We start from the raw sequence: 18437 nt of genomic DNA, 5'->3' as shown, positions 1-18437 counted from the left end.
GGGTCATCCGTTGTTCCTCCGGTAGGCCCGCATGGCCAGGGGGAAGAAGACCACGATCATGCCGGCCATCCAGGCCAGCGAACCGAGCGCCGGTCCCGCGACGTCGCCGCCGTTGAGCAGGCCGCGCGACACGTCGGCCACCAGGCTGACCGGGTTGACGCTCGACCAGGCCTGCAGCCAGCCGGGCATAGTCTGGGTGGGCACGAACACGTTGCTGGCGAAGGTCAGCGGCAGCACCACGATGGTCATCAGGCCCTGCACGGTGGTGGGGGTCTTGACCAGCATGCCGAGGAAGACCGACATCCAGGCGAAGCTGAGCGCGAAGCCGACCAGGAAGGCGACGGCGGCCAGGGCGGCGATCGGGTTGGTGTCGATGCGGTAGCCCATGATGTAGGCCAGGATCAGCAGCGTCGCCAGGCAGATCACGTAGCGCACCACGTCCGCCAGCACGGCGCCGACGAGCGGCACCGACCGGCCGATCGGCATGCTGCGGAAACGGTCGAACACCCCGGTGCTCGCGTCGGTGGTGAGCGAGACGCCGATGCCGATGCTGGCCTGGAAGACCGCCATCACCATGACGCCGGGGACGATCATCTGGATGTAGCCGTCGGTGTCACCGCCGGCGATCGCGCCTCCGAAGAGGTAGACGAACATCAGCAGGGAGATGACGGGCGTCAGGACCACGTCCACCACGGAGATGGGCGACCTGACGAACTTGGTGACGTTGCGGCCCGCCAGGGCCAGGCTGTGCCGTACTCCCTGGACGAGACCGAGGCGGAGCGGCGCGGTCGGCAGGTGGTGGGAGGTCACGGGGGTGTCGATCGTCTGGGTGCTCATGCCACTTTCCTCTCGGTGACGTTGGTCAGCGCCAGGAAGACTTCGTCGAGGCTGGGCAGGCGCAGGCCCAGTTCGTCGGCGGCGATGGCGGCCCCGTCCAGGCGGCGGACCAGCGCGGAGACCAGCAGCTGGTCGGCCGCGGGGACGCTGAGGACTCCGGTGTTCTCGTCGCGCTGCGGCGTGTGGCCCGTCAGCTCGGCGAGGATCCCCGCCACGGCGTCGATGTCGCTCGGGAGCGTGGGGCGCACCTGGAGGATCTGGCCGCCGATGCGGCGCTTGAGCTCTCCGGGGCGGCCCTCGGCCACCACCCTGCCCTTGTCGATCACGGTGATGCGGTCGGCCAGCTGGTCGGCCTCCTCCAGGTACTGCGTGGTCAGCAGGACCGTGGCGCCGCCGGCGACCAGGTCGCGCACCACCTGCCACAGTTCGTTGCGGGTGTGCGGGTCCAGGCCGGTGGTCGGCTCGTCCAGGTAGAGCACCTTGGGGCTGCCCACCAGGCTGGCCGCCAGGTCCAGGCGGCGCCGCATGCCTCCCGAGAAGGTGGCGATCGGGCGGGTGGCCGCCTCGGTCAGCTCGAACCTCTCCAGCAGCTCCCCGGCGCGGGCCTTGGCCTGCCGCTTCGTCAGGTTCAGCAACCGCCCCAGCAGGATCAGGTTCTCGGTGCCCGTCAGCGTCTCGTCCACCGAGGCGTACTGGCCGGTGAGGCCGATCAGCCGGCGGACCCGCACCGGGTCCTTCACCACGTCGTGCCCGTAGACGGTCGCGCGGCCCGCGTCGGGCCGCAGCAGTGTGCCCAGGATCCTGACCATCGTGGTCTTGCCCGCGCCGTTCGGCCCCAGGACCCCGATCACCTTGCCGGCGGGGACCTCCAGGTCGACCCCGGCCAGCGCTGTCATGTCGCCGTACCTCTTGACCAGCCCTTCGGCTGTGATCGCGTTCGTCATGTCCCTTACTGTGGCGGGGGCCGCTGACAGCAGGCAGATATCGAGCTGACAGCCGCCGGCAGCGCCACGTAAGCTGGCTGACATGTCTACGCCCCTGATGTCTTAACCCAGGTCACCCGCCTTCGCGCCAGACCTGTGCCCCTAAGACCTCACGGAGCGTCACATTATGATCACCGTTCGCGGTGCCGGCATTCGCGCCGGCGCCCGCCTCCTCCTTTCCGGCCTCGACTTCCACGTCTCCCCGGGTGACCGCATCGGCCTCGTGGGCCGCAACGGAGCGGGCAAGACCACCCTCATGGCCACCCTCGCCGGCCTGCTGCAGCCCGCCGAGGGCAGCGTCGTGGCCACCTCCGACGTCGGCTACCTGCCGCAGGATCCCAAGGCCGCCGACCCTGCCCAGTCCGTCACCGACCGCATCCTGTCGGCCCGCGGCATGGACACGGCCGTCCGCGCCCTGCGGCGGGCCGAGCGCGACATGGACATGGGCGCCTACGTCCGCGCGGAGGCCGCCTTCCAGGCCGCCGGCGGGTACGCGGCCGAGGCCGAGGCCGCCCGCGTCGCCGACGGTGTCGGCCTGCCCGCGCACGCCCTCGACCAGCCGGTCGGCACCCTCTCGGGCGGCCAGCGGCGCCGGGTCGAGCTGGCCCGCATCCTGTTCGGCGGCCACGGCACGCTGCTGCTCGACGAGCCCACGAACCATCTCGACGCCGACTCCGTGTCGTGGCTGAAGTCGTTCCTCAAAGGCCACCAGGGCGGGCTCATCGTCATCAGCCACGACGTCTCGCTGCTCGGTGACGTGGTCAACCGCGTCTTCCACCTCGACCCGTCGCGGGCCGCCATCGACATCCACAACACCGGATGGAGCACCTATCTGGAGCAGCGCGACGCCGACGAACGCCGCCGCACCAGGGAACGCGTCAACGCCGAGCGGAAGGCGGCCTCGCTGCACGCCCAGGCAGGCAAGATGCGCGCCAGGGTGTCGACCGCGACGCGGGCGCGCGACATGGCCCGCCGCGCCGACCGCATGCTCGCCTCGGTCGAGCCCGCGCGCCGCACGCAGAAGGTCGCCCGCGTGCGGCTGCCCGACCCGGCTCCCTGCGGCCGCATGCCACTCGGCGCGATCAGCCTGCACAAGTCGTACGGCTCGCGCCAGGTGTTGTCGGGCGTCGACCTCGCGGTCGACCGCGGCAGCCGCCTGGTCATCCTCGGGCTCAACGGCGCGGGCAAGACCACCCTGCTCAGGCTGCTGGCCGGCCACGAACAGCCCGACAGCGGGCGCGTCGTGCACGGCCACGGCCTGCGCCTGGGCTACTTCGCCCAGGAGCACGAGACCCTCGACCCTGCCCACACCGTACGGCAGAGCCTGGCGGCCGGTGCTCCCCACCTGACCGACGCCGAGGTGCGCAGCGTGCTCGGCGCGTTCCTGTTCAGCGGTGACGACGCCGACAAGCCGGTGAGGGTGTTGTCGGGCGGCGAGAAGACCCGGCTGGCCCTGGCCGGCCTGGTGCACTCGGCGGCGAACGTGCTGCTGCTCGACGAGCCGACCAACAACCTCGACCCGGCCTCGCGCGACGAGGTCCTGGGCGCCATCGGCTCCTATCCGGGGGCGATGGTGATGGTCACGCACGACGAGGGCGCGGTCGACGCGTTGCGTCCCGACCGGGTGCTGATGTTGCCCGACGGGTTCGAGGACCTGTGGAACGACGACTATCGGGAGCTGGTGGCGCTCGACTGAGCCAGCACGGGCCGCTGAACGTGGGGCGGGGGGCAGCCGACGACGACGATCGTGCGCTGCCCCTCGCAGTCGAGCACCCGGGCGCTGCACAGGATCGGCGCCACGGCGACGGCGACCGGGCCGCTGGTCAGCAGGACCGAGGCGGTGTAGGCGGCGAGGGGGATCAGGCGCGAGCCCTTGCCCAGGCCGGTGAGCAGGCGCTCCACCCGCTGTACGACCACCCCGTCGGCGAAGCCCATGCCGGGACTGGCCGCGGGGCTGATCATCTGGACGATCGCGCCGGCGAGCACCCGGTCGCCATGGGGGCGGCGGGCGTGGTCGTCGGCGAGCATCTCCAGGAGGGCCTCCACCGCCTCGCGGGCCGGCTTCAGGCGGGGGAAGGCCAGGCCGATCGCGACGAACGGCAGCCTGAGCAGGTCGTGGCGGCCGCGGGCGTGGGCACGCTCGTGGGCGAGCACCGCGGCCAGTTCCTGCTCGGTGAGCAGGTCGATGGTGCCGCGGCTGAGCACGACCCGGCCGGAGACGCAGTAGGCGACGGGCGCGTCGTCGGGCAGGACGTAGGCGTCGTGGTCGGCGGAGTGAACGGCCAGCAGGTCGATGAGGGTGCGCTGGCGGCGGCGCTCGGCCAGGGTGCGGGCGGTGACCCGGCCGGTGTGCCAGAGCAGCCAGGCCAGCAGGCCGGCCGACCAGGTCAGGGCGGCGACGTGGAGCGGGCCGAGCCCGGTCAGGCCCTGGCCGTCGAGGAGCTGGTGGGTGAGGGCGTGCATGCCGTGCGGGAAGGCGGCGGCCAGCGGGGCGACGGCGGCGATGAGGCCCAGGCTGATCGCGCCCACCCCGGCGGAGACGCCGACGGCCAGCCACAGCGCGAGGGCCGCGCGGGGGTGCTGGTGGGGCCAGGCCGCGGTGGCCAGGCGGCGGGAGAAGAGGGCGGGCAGCACGCCGAGTGCCGCGACGACGAACCAGATCACGGTGAGGCCTTCCCGTCGTCACGTCGTTCTTCCAGGGCGGCGCGCAGGGCCGCGGCGACCTCGGGCGACACCGTGCCGACGAAGCGGTTGACCGCCGCGCTGACGTTGCCCGCCTCGTCGAGGGCGGCGCGCATGGTCTCGGCGACGAAGGAGTCCTTGCCGCCGGTGGCCAGGTAGCGGTGGGCGCGCCCGGCCTGCTCGCGAGTGACCAGTCCCTTGTGCGTGAGCCGTACGAGGACGGTCAGCACGGTGGTCACGGCGGGCTGCGAGGGCAGCCGGTCGGCGATCTCCTGGGCGAGCAACCCCGCGGGGTGCTCCCAGAGGACCTCCATGATCGAACGTTCGAGATTGCCGAGCCTCACTTCTACAGCATATAGAAGAAGTCCTTCTACATGGTGTAGAAGTAAGGGCATGAAGCAGACCCGGCACGACAAGATCACCGCCATGCGCGCCGAGGAACACCAGCGGGCGGCACGCAAGCGGAACGTCACCGTGACCACGGCGGTGATCGGGGTGTTCGTGGTCGTCCTGGCCGCGTTCTTCCTGATCAACCGGCCGGGCGAGGGTCCAAGCGGCCCCCAACTCGTGCGCGCCGACAGCCACCGGCTGCAGACGGCCGCCGACGGCAAGGTCACGCTGGTGGAGTTCCTCGACTTCGAGTGCGAGGGCTGCCGTGCCTACTTCCCGGTCGTCGAGGAGCTGCGCAAGGCGTACACCGGCAAGGTCACCTTCATCGCCCGCTACTTCCCGATCTCCAGCCACTACAACGCCGAGCGTGCCGCCAGAGCCGTCGAGGCCGCCGCCCAGCAGGGCAAGTTCGAGGGCATGTACAAGCTCATGTACGAGCGGCAGACCGACTGGGCCGAGCAGCGGGTGCCCGCCGACCACGTCTTCCGCGGCTACGCCGAGCAGCTCAAGCTCGACGTGGCGGCCTGGGAGAAGGCCTACCGGGACCCCGCCACCCTGGCCAGGGTGAAGCAGGACGCCGACGACGGGCTCGCGCTCGGCGTGGAGGGCACCCCCACGTTCTTCCTCAACGGCCAGAAGATCCAGCCCCGATCCGCGGAAGAGTTCAAGGCCGCCATCGATGCCGCACTCAACGCCTGAGCCCTACCCCCGCCTCCTGCCGCGCCTGCTGCTGATCGGCGGGCTGGCCGGCCTGCTCGCCTCCTTCGTGCTGACGGTCGAGAAGATCGCCCTGCTGAAGGACCCGACGTACACACCCACGTGCAGCATCAACCCGGTGCTGTCGTGCGGCTCGATCATGCGCACCTGGCAGGCCGAACTGTTCGGCTTCCCCAACCCGCTGCTGGGCGTCGCCGGCTTCGCCGTCGTGACCACGGCCGGCGCGGCCCTGCTCGCGGGAGCACGCCCCTCACGCTGGTTCTGGTACGGCCTGCAGGCCGGGGCCACCGCCGGGCTGATCTTCGTGCACTGGCTGATCTACCAGAGCCTCTACGTCATCGGCGCCCTGTGCCCCTACTGCATGGTGGTCTGGGCGGTCACCGTGCCGATCTTCTGGTACGTCACGCTCCGCAACACCCGGCCCATGGTCTACCACACGGTCCCGCTCGCCGGGTGGTTCCTCCTGATCGTCACGCTGATCGCGATCCGCTTCTGGCCGTACTGGAGCGGGCTGCTCTGAGAAAGGCGGCGATCATCGTCACGAGACCGAGCATGCCCTTCGGCTGCCCGATCGCTGGTTGCTCTTAACCCATGAAATGATCAAAGTGCGGCGGCGAGGCGTGATAACGGAGCAGGACGTCACAGATAGTGATGGACATGAGGATCCGTGTGCTGCGTGTGATCTCCCGCATGACCGTGGGCGGACCGGCCCAGCAGGTCACGGCCCTCATGCGTCATCTCGACCCCGAAATCTACGAGCAACGGCTCTACACCGGCTTCGTCGCCCCGGGCGAGGCCGACCACCTGGAGTTGTGCGCGCCCGACGTCGACGCCACCAGGATCGAGCAGCTCGGCAGGCGCGCAGGACCCATGGACGACCTGTCCGCCTACCGCGACCTCAAGCAGGCCGTCGAGGAGTTCAGGCCCGACATCGTGCACACCCACGCCACCAAGGCCGGGCTCATCGGGCGCCTGGCCGCCGGGCGCGTGCCGTACCGGGTGCACAGCTTCCACGACCACTTCCCGCACGGCCACGTGCCACCGGTGAAGATCAGGGCCATGATCCAGGCGGAACGCGCCCTGGCGGGCCGGACCGCGCGCCTGGTCACCGTCAGCGAGCGGATGCGCCACGAGCTGCTGGCCGCCGGCATCGGCGCGCGCGAGCAGTACAGCGTGGTGCCGCCCGGCCTCGACCCGCCCCAGCCCGCCACCGACCGCGCCGTCGCCCGCCGCCTGCTCGGACTGCCACCCGACGTACCCGTCGTGGCCTACGTCGGCGGGGTGACCAGGATCCGCAGGCCCGACCGGTTCGCGGCCACCGCCAGGATCATCCGCCGCACCCTGCCCTCCACCCACTTCGTCGTCTGCGGCGACGGCGACCAGATCGGCGTCCTGCGCCGTGCCCTCCCCCACGACCTGCACCTCCTCGGCTGGCGCGCCGACGCGCACCTGGTGTTCAGCGCCGCCGACCTGGTGCTGATGACCTCCGACAACGCGAGCACGCCCGCCGCGCTCATCGAGGCGGGACAGTACGGCGTGCCCGTCGTCTCCACCCGCGTCGGCAGCATCGCCGAGGTGATCATCGACGGCGAGACCGGCCTGCTCGGCAGGCGCGACCCCGCCGACCTGGCCGCACGCGCGATCCGGGTCCTCACCGACGAACTGCTCGGCAAACGGCTCGGCCGCCGCGCCAAGCAGCACACCGCGACCCGGTTCTGCCGCACGAACCTGGTCGAGAGCATCGATCGGCTGTACTTGGGGCTGACAGGAGAGATCCACGAGGACCACCGGCGGCCCGCGCTTCGCCTCCGGTGAGACCGGGGCGACGGCTTCGAGCCGATCGGCTGGAGCACGGGTGGCCACCCGTACGGCGTCCGCCGCTGACCTGGCTTTATAGGCTACCCTTCCGATCGGCGACCTCACGGAGAGTGATCGCAGACGGGGGCTCCTGGCATGTTGATCAGCGTCGTGACGCCCACCTTGGATCGTGCGTCCGTGCTGCCCCTGATGCACGCCAACCTGCTGGGGCAGGGGGTGGAGCTGGAATGGATCATCGTCGACGACGGGTCCGTCGACGAGACCAGCGACCTGGTGTCGTGGCTGGCGTGGCAGTCGGCGTTCGGCGTGCGATACCTGCGGCAGCCGCACGAAGGGCGGCACGTGGCGATCAACCGGGGCGTCGACGTGGCGCGGGGTGAGCTGATCGCGCTGCTGGACGCGGGCGACCTGGTGGCGGAAGGAGCCCTGGAGCGGCTGCTCGGGCACTGGCCCGGGGGGCCGCGCTACGCGGGGGTGCTGGGTTCGTCCACGGGGGGCGGCGCCGCTGCACCCCGCCCCTTCCCCGCCGCCGCTGCCACCCGTCCCTTCCCCGTCGCCGAGGCCACCTGGCACGAGCTCACCTACCGCCACCGCTGGACCGAACCCACCTGGGGGCTCGTCCGCACCGACCTCATGCGCGCCCACCCCTACCCGCGCGTGCGCGGCTACGTGCCCGACAGCGTGGTCTGGCGGCGCATCACCCACCCCTACCTGCTGGTCGACGAGCCCGTCCTGCTCTCCCGGCCGGCCGAGCACACCCCGTTCGCCGAACTGGCCACCGGCCTGGCCCGGTCGCACGGCCTCGCCCTCACGCACGACCTGCGCTGGCTGCGGCGGCGCCCCCTGTGGTTCCTGCGCTCCGCCGTACACCTGCGCCGTGCCGTACTCCACCTCGGTAAGGAGTCGATGCCCGCACTTCCCCGGACGGGCAGGGCGCTCGTCGGGCTCTCACGGCCGCTGGCCTGGGCGCTTTACAGACGCGACCGCAAGCGCTGAGGGCTCGCCGGATTCGTCCCGCCTACGGGCGCGATCGCAGACGATGAAGGGCCCGCTCGATCTGGCGGGCGGTGTCGCGATACACATCCAGGCCCCGGCCGTACGGGTCGGCGATGTCGGCGTCCACCAGCAGCGTCTCGATCCTGCCCGCCGCCTCAGGGAGCAGCCGCCTGGCCCAGTCCCGATGCGCGGCGGTCATGGTGAACACCCACTCCGCCTCACGCAACAAGGCCGCATCGAGCCGCCGGGACACGAACCCCTCCGGATCGCCACCGAGCTCCCTGACCACCTGCGCGGCGTGAGGCGTCATCGCCGTCCCGGGCGTCGCGTGCGTGCCCGCGCTCGTCGAACCGGGAAACAGCCGCTCCGCCATCGGAGAGCGGCACGTGTTGCCCGAGCAGACGAAGAGGATCATGTCCTGACCAGGCCGTCCAGGTGCTCCATGAGCAGATCGAGAGGTCTCGGCATGCGGTCGAGCTCCATCGCCTCGACGAGCAGCGAGGAGTAGCGGATCTTGCGCCCGCTGCCCGACCCCATGAAGCGGCGCAGCTGGTCGTGGGTGGGGTTGCCGCGCCACGCGGGCTGCTTCTGCAGCGTGCGGAACGACCCGAGGTCGCCCTCGGCGTCGACCACCTGCTCGACGCCGTCGGTGCCGAGGGCGCGGATCAGCTCGTCCTCCAGGTCGGCGACGCACACGAAGAAGCCGAGCGCCTCCATGTCGCTCCGCGACAGGTCGGAGCCCAGGCCGCAACGCTCGAGAGCGCTCCTGTAGTCGCCCTCCTCCCCCACATCGCACAGTCCGGCCACCCGCAGACCGCGACCCGCCGGGCCGTACATGCCCAGGTAGGTCCTGATGTTGGTGGCGCCGCCCATGGGCGTGACGGCGATGCCTTCCGCGGCCAGGTCCCGGCCGTGCCGCCCGGCCAGCGCCTCGACGGCCGCCTTGTCGCTGAGGCCCTCGACCAGGACGACGGTATGCGTGTCACTCACGAGTTCAGCCTGACATCGGGAGGGTGTGGGGTTCATCCCGTTTTCGGTCACACGACCTTGGGGAGTTGCTGGGTGGCGCAGTGGATGCCACCGCCTCCCTCGGCCAGGGAGACGATCGGCACCTGGACGACCTCTCGGCCCGGATGCAGCTCCCGGACGATGGCGGCGCCGTTTCTGTCGGCCCGCTTGTCGCCGAAGCTGGGAAAGATGACCCCGCCGTTGCACAGGTAGTAGTTCACATAGCTGCTCAAGAAGCCTTCGCCGACGTCGCCGAGATTGGTCGCCTCGGGCAGTGCGACGATTTCCAGCCGCCTGCCCCTGGCGTCGACCGTCCGGCTCAGGACACCGCGAGCCTGCTCGTAGGCGGCCTTCCAGACATCATGGGGCCCGCCTTCCGGAGGCGTGCTCATGACGACCACTCCCGGCTCGGAGAACCTCGCCAGAGCGTCGATGTGATAGTCGGTGATGTCGTGGCCCTTGACGCCTTTTACCCAGATCACCTTGTTGACGCCGAAGAGGCCCTTCAGCGCTTGCTCGATGTCGTCACGGGATTTGCCGGGATTGCGATTGGCGTTGACCCACGAACTCTCGGTCGCCATCAGCGTGCCCTCGCCGTCGATCTCGATCGAACCGCCCTCACCGACGATCGGTGCCTCGATGCGCGGGACGTGCTTGAAGCCCAGGATCTCCTCGGCGACCCTGCTGTCCTTACGATGGGCCTGCTTGCCACCCCAGCCGTTGAAGTTCAGGTCGACCCCGGCGATCCCCTGTGCCCCGAGGACGAACGTCGGGCCTGTGTCTCGCACCCACAGGTCCTCGACGGGAATCGGAATGACCTCCACCTCCGCGCCACAGGCTCGCTGGGCCGCCTCGACGTCCTGTTCGCCGGCCAGCATCGTCACTGGTTCGAAGCCGGCGACGGCCTGGGCGATCGACGCGATGTCGTCGCGGACGTAGGAGGTGTCCCTCCCCCAGATCTGCCGGGTGGGCCAGGCCATGAAGGTCAGCTGATGCGGCGTGCCCTCCTCGGGCATGCGCCACTCGTCGGCGGCTGACGGCTCCGTAGACGTCGGATCGGCGTTGGTGCTCTTCCCGTCGCCGTCACACGCGGCGAGGGCTCCCGCGACAGCGGTGCCGAGCGCTGCTCGAAGGGTCTGTCGTCGGGACATACGAATGATGCGCTCCTGATGAAGGTCCGGTCAGGATCGAGAGTAGAGACGGACCAGACCTGGCCGCGAGTTGATCTGCTGGCGTGTCGGCATCGCATTGCCGCATTTCAGCGGGTGGGTCGGGAGCGGCGGGAGACGCCGCCCTGAGCCTCACGGCGGCGCCGCATACAAGCCTCTCGGGCCGCGCGCGGCGTGACGTCAGAGACCGGCGCCGCCGGTCGCGTCGATCACCCTTCCGGTCACCCACCGCGCATCGTCCGAAGCCAGGAAGCCCACGATGTCGGCGATGTCGTCGGGCTGCCCGACCCTGCCGAGCGCTGCCAGGGACGCGGCGTGCGCCTCGGCTTGCGGGTTGTCCCGGAGCCAGTCGGCGTTGACGTCCGTGTCCACGATGCCGGGAGCCACGGAGTTCGCCGTGATCCCGCGTCCGCCGAGGGACTTGGCGAGGTTCAGGGTGAAGGTGTCCAGGGCGCCCTTGGTCGATCCGTAGGCGATGGCGTCCGGCATCGCCAGCCTGGCGGCGCCGCTGGAGATGTTGATGATCCGCCCGCCGTCGCGCAGGCGGCGCAGGCCTTCGGCGACGATGAAGAACGGCGCCCGCACGTTCACCGCGAAGATCTCGTCGAACTGCGCCTCCGTCAGCCGCTGCAGGTCGGCGCTGCGGCCGATGCCCGCGTTGTTCACGATGATGTCGACGACGCCGCCCGTCAGGGGGTGGGCGTCGAAGGCCGACCACAGCGCGGCGGCGTCGCCGTGGGTTCCGAGCGTCGCCTGGATGGCGAAGGCACGATCGTGGCCGATGCGTGCGACGACGTCTTCGGCGGCGTCCTTGTCGCGCGAATAGGTGACCGCCACGGTGACGCCGTCACGGCCGAGCCGCTCGGCGATCGCTCGGCCGATACCCCTGCTGCCCCCGGTGACCAGGGCGATCTTGTTGTCCATTGCTCTCCCCTAATTTTTGATTGATCGCTCAAGAAAAGACTGTAGCACGCTTTATTGAGCGAACGCTCTACAATGTTGGCCATGGACAAGACACGAGGCCGCCCACGGACCTTCGACCGGGAGGCGGCGCTGGGCTCCGCCGTGCTCCTGTTCTGGGAACACGGCTTCGAGGCCACCTCGGTCGGCGACCTGACGCAGGCCATGGGCATCCGCCCGGCCAGCCTGTATGCCGCCTTCGGGGACAAGAAGGCGCTGTTCAAGGAGGCGGTGGAGGCGTACGGCCGGACCGAGGCGGGCGGCTTCCTGGCGCGGGCGATGGAGGAGGAACCGACGGCCTACCAGGTCGTCGCTCGCATGCTGCGCGAGGCGGCGCAGGTCTATCCGGACCCCTCGCACCCGGCGGGATGCCTGACCATCAGCGCGGCCACCAACGTCACCGTGCAGGACGTGGAGATCGGCACTTTCTTGCGGGATCTGCGCAACGCCAACCTTGTCGCGCTGGAGGAGAGGCTGCGAAGGGGGCAGGAGGAGGGGGACCTGCCGGAGGGGGCGGACGTGGGGGCGCTGGCTTCGTTCGTGGCGACGGTCATTCAGGGGATGTCGCAGCAGGCTCGGGACGGGGCGGGGAGTGCGGAGCTGGCCCGGGTGGCCGAGCTGGCGCTGAGCGTGTGGCCGCGGTCCACGTGACCGGGTGAAGGGACCATGCCGTTGCGTTGGCCGGGTTCGATGTCAGGAGAAAGGGAGGCGGCCGCGACCGCCCCACGAGTGTGATCCGTCTCGTGTCATCCCGTTCCGAAGAGGGCGTTGACCTGGGTGTTGGCGGCGGTGAGTGAGGTCTGGGCGTCCTTGTTGCCCAGCCATACCTCCTCGAGTGCGGTGCCGACGATCTCGTTGATCTGGTCGCCGTGGTCGCTGACGGGCAGCAGGTAGGTGCCGTCGGCGTCGTCGGCCTGGTCGACGAAGAGCTTCACGTCGCGGCCCGCGGCCTCGTGGGCCTTGAGTGCCTTGTCCGATGAGGTGGTGACGGCGGGGAAGACCACGGCCGACTCGGCGACGATGTCCTGGCAGGCGGCGGAGCCGAGGAATTTGACCCACTTCCAGGCGGCGTCCTTGTGCTTGGTGCCCGCGTAGATCACGTCGGCGAGGCCGTTGAAGGCGGACTTGCGGCCCTGGGGCCCGGTGGGGAGCGGGGCGAAGGCGAACTTCTGCTCGGTGGAGCCCAGGTAGGTGGTGATCATCCAGGAGCCGGTCATGCCGAGGGCGCCCTTGCCGGAGTTGAGCACGGCGTCGGTGCCCAGCGAGCTGGTCTTGTCGTACGGCGCCGCGTACCCCTTCTCGATGAGGCGCCTGAACCAGGCCACGGTCTCGGCGAGTTCGGGACTGTCGTAGAAGTACTTGGTGCCGAACGGGTTCTTGTCGATGTAGCTGAAGCCGTTGGAGACCGCGAGGTTGCCCCAGCTGTTCTGTCCGAGTGAGCCGTCGTTGAGCTCGGGCACGATGCCGTGGACGTTGACCTTGGTCTTGTCGAACCCGGCTTCGTCGCCGCGCTTGCCGTTCTTGTCGACGGTGAGCCTGGCGATGGCCTTCTCGAAGGTGCCGCCGTCGGCGGGGTTCCAGGTGAGGTTCGTCAGGTCCACTCCGGCCTGATCGGCCAGGGTCTGGTTGTAGATGATCGCCATCGTGTCCCAGTCCTTGGGCAGGCCGTACCTCTTGCCCTCCTTCACCCACGATTCGGCCAGGCCGGGCCGGTAGATCGTCAGGTCGACCTTGTCGGCGTCGACCATGGGCTGCAGGTCCATGAGCTGCCCGTTGGCGACGAACTGCGGGTAGTAGGAGGCCTGCATGGTGATGACGTCGGGTGCTCCTCCGGCGACCATCTGGGTGGTGAGGTTCTGCCAGTACTGGTCCCAGGCGTGCTGGGTGATTTTGATGGAGATATCGGGGTTGGCGGCGGTGAAGGCGTCCGCGCACTTCTGGTAGGCAGGCTGCTGGATGTCGTCCCAGAGCCCGTAGGTCAGGGTCGTCTTCCCCGAGGAGGCGGTCTGGCCGCCCCCGCAGCCCGCCGCGAGCAGCGCAAGCACCAAGAGGGCCCGCTTCATGATTTATCCCTTCATTCCGGAGAACTGGATGGAATCCACCAGGCGGCGGCCGAAGAAGATCACCAGCAGCAGCACGGGGATCACCGACAGCACCGAGCCCGCCATCAGGCCGGTCCAGTCGGGGTGGGTGTTGGGCGACTGCTTCAGGAAGATCCCGAGCGCGGCCGTCAGCACGCGCGTCTCCTCGCCCGGTGCGACCAGCAGCGGCCACAGGTAGTCGTTCCAGGTCCAGACCGCGGTGGTCAGGGCCAGGGTGAACAGCGGCCCCTTGGTCATGGGCAGGACCACCCGCCAGAAGATGGTCCACTTGCTCGCGCCGTCGATCAGCGCCGCCTGCTCGACCTCGTGCGGGAAGCCGAGGAAGAACTGCCGCAGGAAGAAGACGGCGAACGGCGTCATGAGCAGGCTGGGCGCGACCAGTCCCGCCATGGTGTCGAGCAGCCCGAGCTCCTTGACCAGCACGAAGTTGGGCAGCAGCGTGAAGATCGGCGGCACCATGAGCGCGGCCACGAAGAGCCCGAACAGCACGTCGCGGCCGAAGAAGCGCAGCCGGGCGAAGGCGTAGCCGGCCATGGCGCAGAACACGGTCTGGCACACGGTGATCAGGCCGGTGTAAATGATCGAGTTGCGCAGGTAGAGGAAGAAGTCGAGGCTGGCGCCCGATCCTCCGTGGGCCCTGGAGTCCTCGATGCCGAGGACCCTGCCGAAGTTCAGGAGCGTCGGGTTGGCCGGCAGCAGTGAGGCGTTGTCCCCCGCCAGCTCCTTCCCGGGGGTCATGGCGGTCCTGAGCATCCAGTAGAGCGGGAAGAGCGAGATGACGACGGCCGCGATCAGGCAGGCCCAGGCGAGTGCACGTCTCATGACAGGTCCGAGGTGGAGGCGCGCAGCAGGCGCATCTGGATGAAGGTCAGCACACCGAGGATGAGCACGAGCGTCAGCGCCATGGCCGAGGCGTAGCCCATCTGGAAGTTCGTGAAGGCCCGCTGGTAGATGTAGAAGTAGATCACCCGCGTGGCGTTGACGGGCCCGCCGGCCGGGTTGGTGGCGACGGCGACGGTGTCGAAGAGCTGCACCGCCGAGATCAGCGAGACGACCAGGACGAACGCCAGGATCGGCCGCAGCAGGGGCAACGTGACCCCGAAGAACAGCCGCAGCTCTCCCGCGCCGTCGATGGCGCTCGCTTCGTAGATCTGCCTGGGGATCAGCAACATTCCCGCGTACAGCAGCAGGGCGGTGTAGCCGGTGCCGCTCCAGGAGTTGATCAGCGAGACGCTCGGCAGCGCCAGGTCGGGCGAGGTCAGGAAGCCCTGGTTCGGCTGCCCCATCCCGACCAGCAGGTGGTTGACGAAGCCCAGGTTGGCGTCGAGCAGCCACATCCACAGCAGCGCCGTGGTCACTCCTGGCACCAGCCACGGCACCACCAGCAGGGTTCTGATCAGCAGCGACCTGGTCAGCCGGTGCAGCACGGCCGCCAGCAGCAGGCCGACGCCCATCTGCACCGCCACCGACATCAGCACGTACGCCCCGGTGACCTTGAGGGCGTTCCAGAACAGCGGGTCGGCGACCAGCCGCTCGTAGTTGTCGAGGCCGACGAAGCCGGGCTCGGAGAGCATGTTCCAGTCGGTCATCGAGAACCAGGCGCCCCGCGCCGCCGGGTAGAGGTAGAACACCCCGAATCCCACTAACGCGGGCGCGAGGAAGACCAGGGCCAGCCGGCCGTCACCGCGGTTGCGCGTCGTCGCGGTCATGCCCACCTCCGTGTCGAGCGTTGGAGCCAATCTTGGCGACTTTCGAAAACTTGTCAATGCCTCGCAGAAACGAAAGCATTGACAAGACAACGAAGGTCCTGCGACCGTCCAGGGCATGGATTTCGACCTTCTCGTCCTCGGTGACGCCAACCCGGATGTGATCGTGGCAGGCGCGCCCAGAGCTCCCGCGTGGGGCCAGCGCGAGGAGCTCGTGGAGGCCGGACGGCTGGCGCTCGGTGGTTCGGGAGCGATCACCGCGTGCGGCGCCGCCCGGCTGGGCCTGCGCACCGCCTTCGTGGGGCGGGTGGGCGACGACGCGGCGGGCAGGTTCGTCCTGGACGAGCTGGTCAAGTGCGGCGTCGACGTCTCGGGCTGCGTCATCGACCGCGAGGCGGGCACCGCGCTGACCGTGGTGCTGACCGACACCGACAGGACCGACCGCGCGATCCTCACCGCGACCGGCTGCCTCGACCGGCTGACCGTCGACGACATCCCGCGAGACCTGCGCGCGTCGCATGTGCACGTCGCGTCGTTCTTCCTCCAGCCGGCCCTGGCCGCCGGGCTGCCCGGCTACCTGGAGAGCCTCGACGCCACCACCTCCCTCGACACCAACGACGACCCCGCCGGGGAGTGGAAGGGCCTCGACGAGGTGCTCGCCAGGACGACCTACTTCCTGCCGAACGACAGGGAGGCGCTCGCCATCACGGGCGCGGACGACGTCGAGGAAGCCGCCCGCAGGCTCAGGGCCATGGGGACCACGCCGGTGATCAAGTGCGGTGGCCGCGGCGCCCTCGCCTGGACGGACGACGGCCCGGTCAGGGTGCCCGCCGGGGAGACGAAGGTGGTCGACACCGTCGGAGCGGGCGACAGCTTCAACGCGGGCTTCCTCGCCGCCCGGTCCCGTGGCCTCGCCGTACGGCGGAGCCTGCGGGTCGCGGTCGCGGCCGGAAGCCTGTCCACCCGGGCCGCGGGGGGTACGGCGGCGCAGTCAACGTGGGAGGAAGCGTCCTCATGAAGATCGTGTTCGTCGGTGCCGGCAGCGTCGTGTTCACCCAGGGTCTGCTGACCGACCTGGTGGCCTATCCCGAGCTGCGCGGCGCCCACATCGCCCTGCACGACATCGACGCCGAGCGCTTGGAGGTCGCCGAGGCGGTCGCCAGGCGCATCGGGGTGACCGACGTCAGCGCCACGCTCGACCGCAGGAAGGCTCTCGACGGCGCCGACTTCGTGATCAACATGATCCAGGTGGGCGGGCACGCGGCCACGGTCACCGACTTCGAGATCCCGGCCCGCTACGGGCTGCGCCAGACGATCGCCGACACGATCGGCGCGGGCGGCGTCTTCCGCGCGCTGCGCACCTTCCCGGTGCTCGACGCGCTGGCCGCCGACATCGCCGAGCTCTGCCCCGACGCCTGGCTGCTCAACTACACCAACCCGATGGCCATGAACGTCTGGTACCTGTCGGGCAAGGTGCGCAACGTCGTCGGGTTGTGCCACTCGGTCTACTGGACCATGCACGACCTGGCCGAGCTGGTCGGCGTGCCGTACGAGGAGGTCTCCTACCTGGCCGCGGGCGTCAACCACCAGGCGTGGGTGCTGCGCTTCGAGCGCGAGGGCGAGAACCTCTACGACCGCCTCGACCTGGCCGACCCCGAGCTGAGCCGCCGCGTGCGCGTGGACATGTGCCGCCGCCTGGGCTACTACCCGACCGAGACCAGCGAGCACTCGGCCGAGTACATCCCCTGGCTGATGCAACACGACAGCGAGATCGAGCGCCTGCGCATCCCCGTCGGGGAGTACGTGCGCATCAGCGAGGAGAACCTGCGCGAGTACAAGCGCACCCGCGACGCCGTACGGCACGGCGGCGACCTGGCCCCGCAGGGCACCGGGGAGTACGCGCCGCAGATCATCCACAGCATGGTCACCGGCACCCCGCGCGTGATCTACGGCAACGTGGTCAACGACGGCCTGATCTCCAACCTGCCCGCCGGCTGCGTGGTCGAGGTGCCGTGCGTCGTCGACGCCAACGGTGTGCAGCCCACCCGGGTGGGCGCCCTGCCGCCGCAGTGCGCCGCGCTCAACCAGGCCTACGTCAGCGTCAACGAGCTGACCGTCAGGGCCGCGCTGGAGGGCAGGCCCGAGCACGTACGGCACGCGCTCATGGTGGATCCGAACACCTCGGCCTCGCTGACGCTGCCGCAGATCTGGAGCCTGGCCGACGATCTGACCAGAGCCCACTGGGACCTGCTGCCGCGCTCGCTACGCCAGCTGAATCTCTAGCCCGCGCTCCCTGAGCGCCTTGACGGTGTCGGGATCGGCCTGCTCTCCGGTGACGAGCAGGTGGATCCCGGCCAGCTCGCAGACGGGCGCCATCTCGATCACGCCGAGCTTGGAGGAGTCGGCGACCATGATGCGCCGGGTCGCCGCCCTGAGCATGCGCTGCTTCATCTCGGCGTCGGGCAGGTTCACGTTGGTGAACCCGGCCTCGGGATGCACGCCGCCGCATCCGAGGATGACGGTGTTGGCCCTGATGCCCTCCAGCAGCTTGCCGCCGAGCGGGTCGACCAGGGAGTGCTGGGCGCGGCGCAGGCTGCCGCCGGTCACCACGACGGCGAAGCGCGGCAGCGCGGGTTCGAGCTCCAGCGCGGTGCGCAGGCCGTTGGTGAAGACGGTGACGTCGGCCAGCTCGGGCCTGGCCACCAGCTCGCGCGCGACGTAGCCGGTGGTGCTGCCGGCCCCCATGAGCACGCTCTCGCCCGACCGGATGAGCGCGGCGGCGACCTTGGCGATGCGTGCCTTCTCCACGGCCGCACTGCCCAGCGACAGCTCGTAGGAGGGCTCGCCTGCCGGGGCCGCAGCGACGGCGCCGCCGCGCACCCGGCGCACCCGCCCCTGCTCCTCGAGCGCGTCGAGGTCGGCCCTGACGGTGACCGTGGAGACGCCGAAGGCCTCGGCCAGCTCGGCCACGCGCGCGAACTCCTGCTCCATCAGCAGGCCGAGCATGCGCTCGCGCCGCACCTCGGTGGGCATCGACTCGGTCATCGCGCCTCGGCGGGCGGTGTGAAG

Annotated in this window: 20 protein-coding genes; 8 read left to right on the top strand and 12 right to left on the bottom strand. The window is 70.0% G+C overall.

What is annotated here, in order from left to right:
- Nucleotides 1-3 precede the first annotated feature (3 nt).
- Nucleotides 4-837 carry an ABC transporter permease gene (locus HNR30_RS16630; RefSeq protein ID WP_181610743.1) on the bottom strand — a complete coding sequence of 278 codons (834 nt, stop codon included), beginning with the start codon at nt 835-837 and terminating at the stop codon, nt 4-6.
- Complete coding sequence (locus tag HNR30_RS16625) at nt 834-1781, bottom strand: ATP-binding cassette domain-containing protein (RefSeq protein WP_181610742.1); 948 nt, start codon at nt 1779-1781, stop codon at nt 834-836. Before HNR30_RS16625 ends, HNR30_RS16630 begins: the two co-directional genes overlap by 4 nt.
- 166 nt (nt 1782-1947) lie before the next feature.
- On the opposite strand from HNR30_RS16625, the gene HNR30_RS16620 reads away from it, so the two are divergent.
- Nucleotides 1948-3516 (top strand): ABC-F family ATP-binding cassette domain-containing protein, encoded by a 1569-nt coding sequence (locus tag HNR30_RS16620; protein ID WP_181610741.1) that lies wholly within the window; start codon nt 1948-1950, stop codon nt 3514-3516.
- On the opposite strand, the gene HNR30_RS16615 is transcribed toward HNR30_RS16620, so the two are convergent.
- Together HNR30_RS16615 and HNR30_RS16610 are read right to left on the bottom strand one after the other, a co-directional pair.
- Nucleotides 3489-4484: a M56 family metallopeptidase gene (locus HNR30_RS16615; protein WP_181610740.1), complete on the bottom strand. Its 996-nt coding sequence runs from the start codon at nt 4482-4484 to the stop codon at nt 3489-3491. The genes HNR30_RS16620 and HNR30_RS16615 overlap by 28 nt on opposite strands.
- Nucleotides 4481-4846, bottom strand: coding sequence for a BlaI/MecI/CopY family transcriptional regulator (locus HNR30_RS16610; protein WP_181610739.1), 366 nt, complete (start codon nt 4844-4846; stop codon nt 4481-4483). The genes HNR30_RS16615 and HNR30_RS16610 overlap by 4 nt, the downstream gene beginning before the upstream one ends.
- Nucleotides 4847-4895: 49 nt before the next feature.
- On the opposite strand from HNR30_RS16610, the gene HNR30_RS16605 reads away from it, so the two are divergent.
- From HNR30_RS16605 to HNR30_RS16590, 4 genes are all read left to right on the top strand, one after another.
- On the top strand, nt 4896-5591 hold the full coding sequence (locus HNR30_RS16605; protein ID WP_220133605.1) for a DsbA family protein: 696 nt from the start codon (nt 4896-4898) through the stop codon (nt 5589-5591).
- Complete coding sequence (locus HNR30_RS16600) at nt 5572-6129, top strand: vitamin K epoxide reductase family protein (RefSeq protein WP_181610738.1); 558 nt, start codon at nt 5572-5574, stop codon at nt 6127-6129. The genes HNR30_RS16605 and HNR30_RS16600 overlap by 20 nt, the downstream gene beginning before the upstream one ends.
- 137 nt (nt 6130-6266) lie before the next feature.
- The gene (locus HNR30_RS16595) at nt 6267-7424 is read left to right on the top strand and encodes a glycosyltransferase (RefSeq protein WP_181610737.1); all 1158 of its coding nucleotides are present in this window, start codon (nt 6267-6269) and stop codon (nt 7422-7424) included.
- Between the two features lie 138 nt (nt 7425-7562).
- On the top strand, nt 7563-8423 hold the full coding sequence (locus tag HNR30_RS16590; RefSeq protein ID WP_281389651.1) for a glycosyltransferase family 2 protein: 861 nt from the start codon (nt 7563-7565) through the stop codon (nt 8421-8423).
- A 22-nt stretch (nt 8424-8445) separates the two neighbouring features.
- Here the strand turns inward: HNR30_RS16590 and HNR30_RS16585 are convergent, their stop codons facing one another.
- The 4 genes from HNR30_RS16585 to HNR30_RS16570 form a co-directional block, all read right to left on the bottom strand.
- Complete coding sequence (locus tag HNR30_RS16585) at nt 8446-8838, bottom strand: arsenate reductase/protein-tyrosine-phosphatase family protein (protein ID WP_181610735.1); 393 nt, start codon at nt 8836-8838, stop codon at nt 8446-8448.
- On the bottom strand, nt 8835-9413 hold the full coding sequence (locus HNR30_RS16580) for a TOPRIM nucleotidyl transferase/hydrolase domain-containing protein (RefSeq protein ID WP_181610734.1): 579 nt from the start codon (nt 9411-9413) through the stop codon (nt 8835-8837). The genes HNR30_RS16585 and HNR30_RS16580 overlap by 4 nt, the downstream gene beginning before the upstream one ends.
- Before the next feature lie 47 nt (nt 9414-9460).
- Nucleotides 9461-10447: an agmatine deiminase family protein gene (locus tag HNR30_RS16575; protein ID WP_220133604.1), complete on the bottom strand. Its 987-nt coding sequence runs from the start codon at nt 10445-10447 to the stop codon at nt 9461-9463.
- 333 nt (nt 10448-10780) lie between these two features.
- Entirely contained in the window at nt 10781-11524 is a 744-nt protein-coding gene (locus HNR30_RS16570) for an SDR family oxidoreductase (RefSeq protein ID WP_181610733.1), read from the bottom strand.
- Nucleotides 11525-11605: 81 nt separating this feature from the next.
- Here HNR30_RS16570 and HNR30_RS16565 point away from each other — a divergent pair, with 81 nt between their 5' ends.
- Complete coding sequence (locus HNR30_RS16565; RefSeq protein WP_246378625.1) at nt 11606-12211, top strand: TetR/AcrR family transcriptional regulator; 606 nt, start codon at nt 11606-11608, stop codon at nt 12209-12211.
- A gap of 95 nt (nt 12212-12306) precedes the next feature.
- Here the strand turns inward: HNR30_RS16565 and HNR30_RS16560 are convergent, their stop codons facing one another.
- From HNR30_RS16560 to HNR30_RS16550, 3 genes are read right to left on the bottom strand one after another with little or no spacing between them, the layout of a single operon-like run.
- Nucleotides 12307-13623, bottom strand: a complete 1317-nt coding sequence (locus HNR30_RS16560) for an ABC transporter substrate-binding protein (protein ID WP_181610731.1) — start codon at nt 13621-13623, stop codon at nt 12307-12309.
- Nucleotides 13624-13626: 3 nt separating this feature from the next.
- Nucleotides 13627-14484 carry a carbohydrate ABC transporter permease gene (locus HNR30_RS16555; RefSeq protein ID WP_181610730.1) on the bottom strand — a complete coding sequence of 286 codons (858 nt, stop codon included), beginning with the start codon at nt 14482-14484 and terminating at the stop codon, nt 13627-13629.
- Nucleotides 14481-15371 carry a carbohydrate ABC transporter permease gene (locus HNR30_RS16550; RefSeq protein WP_181610729.1) on the bottom strand — a complete coding sequence of 297 codons (891 nt, stop codon included), beginning with the start codon at nt 15369-15371 and terminating at the stop codon, nt 14481-14483. The genes HNR30_RS16555 and HNR30_RS16550 overlap by 4 nt, the downstream gene beginning before the upstream one ends.
- Nucleotides 15372-15486: 115 nt before the next feature.
- Between HNR30_RS16550 and HNR30_RS16545 the strand changes: the two genes are divergently transcribed.
- On the top strand, nt 15487-16386 hold the full coding sequence (locus HNR30_RS16545; RefSeq protein ID WP_181610728.1) for a carbohydrate kinase family protein: 900 nt from the start codon (nt 15487-15489) through the stop codon (nt 16384-16386).
- Nucleotides 16383-17651: an alpha-glucosidase/alpha-galactosidase gene (locus HNR30_RS16540; RefSeq protein ID WP_181610727.1), complete on the top strand. Its 1269-nt coding sequence runs from the start codon at nt 16383-16385 to the stop codon at nt 17649-17651. The genes HNR30_RS16545 and HNR30_RS16540 overlap by 4 nt, the downstream gene beginning before the upstream one ends.
- Here the strand turns inward: HNR30_RS16540 and HNR30_RS16535 are convergent.
- Nucleotides 17631-18413 carry a DeoR/GlpR family DNA-binding transcription regulator gene (locus HNR30_RS16535; protein WP_181610726.1) on the bottom strand — a complete coding sequence of 261 codons (783 nt, stop codon included), beginning with the start codon at nt 18411-18413 and terminating at the stop codon, nt 17631-17633. The two genes, HNR30_RS16540 and HNR30_RS16535, sit on opposite strands and share 21 nt — an antisense overlap.
- Nucleotides 18414-18437: the final 24 nt, after the last annotated feature.

The organism is Nonomuraea soli (genome assembly GCF_013761175.1).
Classification (GTDB): Bacteria; Actinomycetota; Actinomycetes; order Streptosporangiales; family Streptosporangiaceae; genus Nonomuraea; species Nonomuraea soli.
Note: the sequence above shows the minus strand (reverse complement) of the source record. Positions and strands in the feature narration are given on the sequence as shown.

Coding starts and splice junctions, on each gene's coding strand:
- HNR30_RS16550 (WP_181610729.1), bottom strand. CDS start 15,371: ATGACCGCGACGACGCGCAACCGCGGTGACGGCCGGCTGGCCCTGGTC.
- HNR30_RS16600 (WP_181610738.1), top strand. CDS start 5,572: ATGCCGCACTCAACGCCTGAGCCCTACCCCCGCCTCCTGCCGCGCCTG.
- HNR30_RS16540 (WP_181610727.1), top strand. CDS start 16,383: ATGAAGATCGTGTTCGTCGGTGCCGGCAGCGTCGTGTTCACCCAGGGT.
- HNR30_RS16630 (WP_181610743.1), bottom strand. CDS start 837: ATGAGCACCCAGACGATCGACACCCCCGTGACCTCCCACCACCTGCCG.
- HNR30_RS16595 (WP_181610737.1), top strand. CDS start 6,267: ATGAGGATCCGTGTGCTGCGTGTGATCTCCCGCATGACCGTGGGCGGA.
- HNR30_RS16565 (WP_246378625.1), top strand. CDS start 11,606: ATGGACAAGACACGAGGCCGCCCACGGACCTTCGACCGGGAGGCGGCG.
- HNR30_RS16575 (WP_220133604.1), bottom strand. CDS start 10,447: ATGCCCGAGGAGGGCACGCCGCATCAGCTGACCTTCATGGCCTGGCCC.
- HNR30_RS16590 (WP_281389651.1), top strand. CDS start 7,563: ATGTTGATCAGCGTCGTGACGCCCACCTTGGATCGTGCGTCCGTGCTG.
- HNR30_RS16585 (WP_181610735.1), bottom strand. CDS start 8,838: ATGATCCTCTTCGTCTGCTCGGGCAACACGTGCCGCTCTCCGATGGCG.
- HNR30_RS16620 (WP_181610741.1), top strand. CDS start 1,948: ATGATCACCGTTCGCGGTGCCGGCATTCGCGCCGGCGCCCGCCTCCTC.
- HNR30_RS16555 (WP_181610730.1), bottom strand. CDS start 14,484: ATGAGACGTGCACTCGCCTGGGCCTGCCTGATCGCGGCCGTCGTCATC.
- HNR30_RS16535 (WP_181610726.1), bottom strand. CDS start 18,413: ATGACCGAGTCGATGCCCACCGAGGTGCGGCGCGAGCGCATGCTCGGC.
- HNR30_RS16625 (WP_181610742.1), bottom strand. CDS start 1,781: ATGACGAACGCGATCACAGCCGAAGGGCTGGTCAAGAGGTACGGCGAC.
- HNR30_RS16545 (WP_181610728.1), top strand. CDS start 15,487: ATGGATTTCGACCTTCTCGTCCTCGGTGACGCCAACCCGGATGTGATC.
- HNR30_RS16560 (WP_181610731.1), bottom strand. CDS start 13,623: ATGAAGCGGGCCCTCTTGGTGCTTGCGCTGCTCGCGGCGGGCTGCGGG.
- HNR30_RS16570 (WP_181610733.1), bottom strand. CDS start 11,524: ATGGACAACAAGATCGCCCTGGTCACCGGGGGCAGCAGGGGTATCGGC.
- HNR30_RS16605 (WP_220133605.1), top strand. CDS start 4,896: ATGAAGCAGACCCGGCACGACAAGATCACCGCCATGCGCGCCGAGGAA.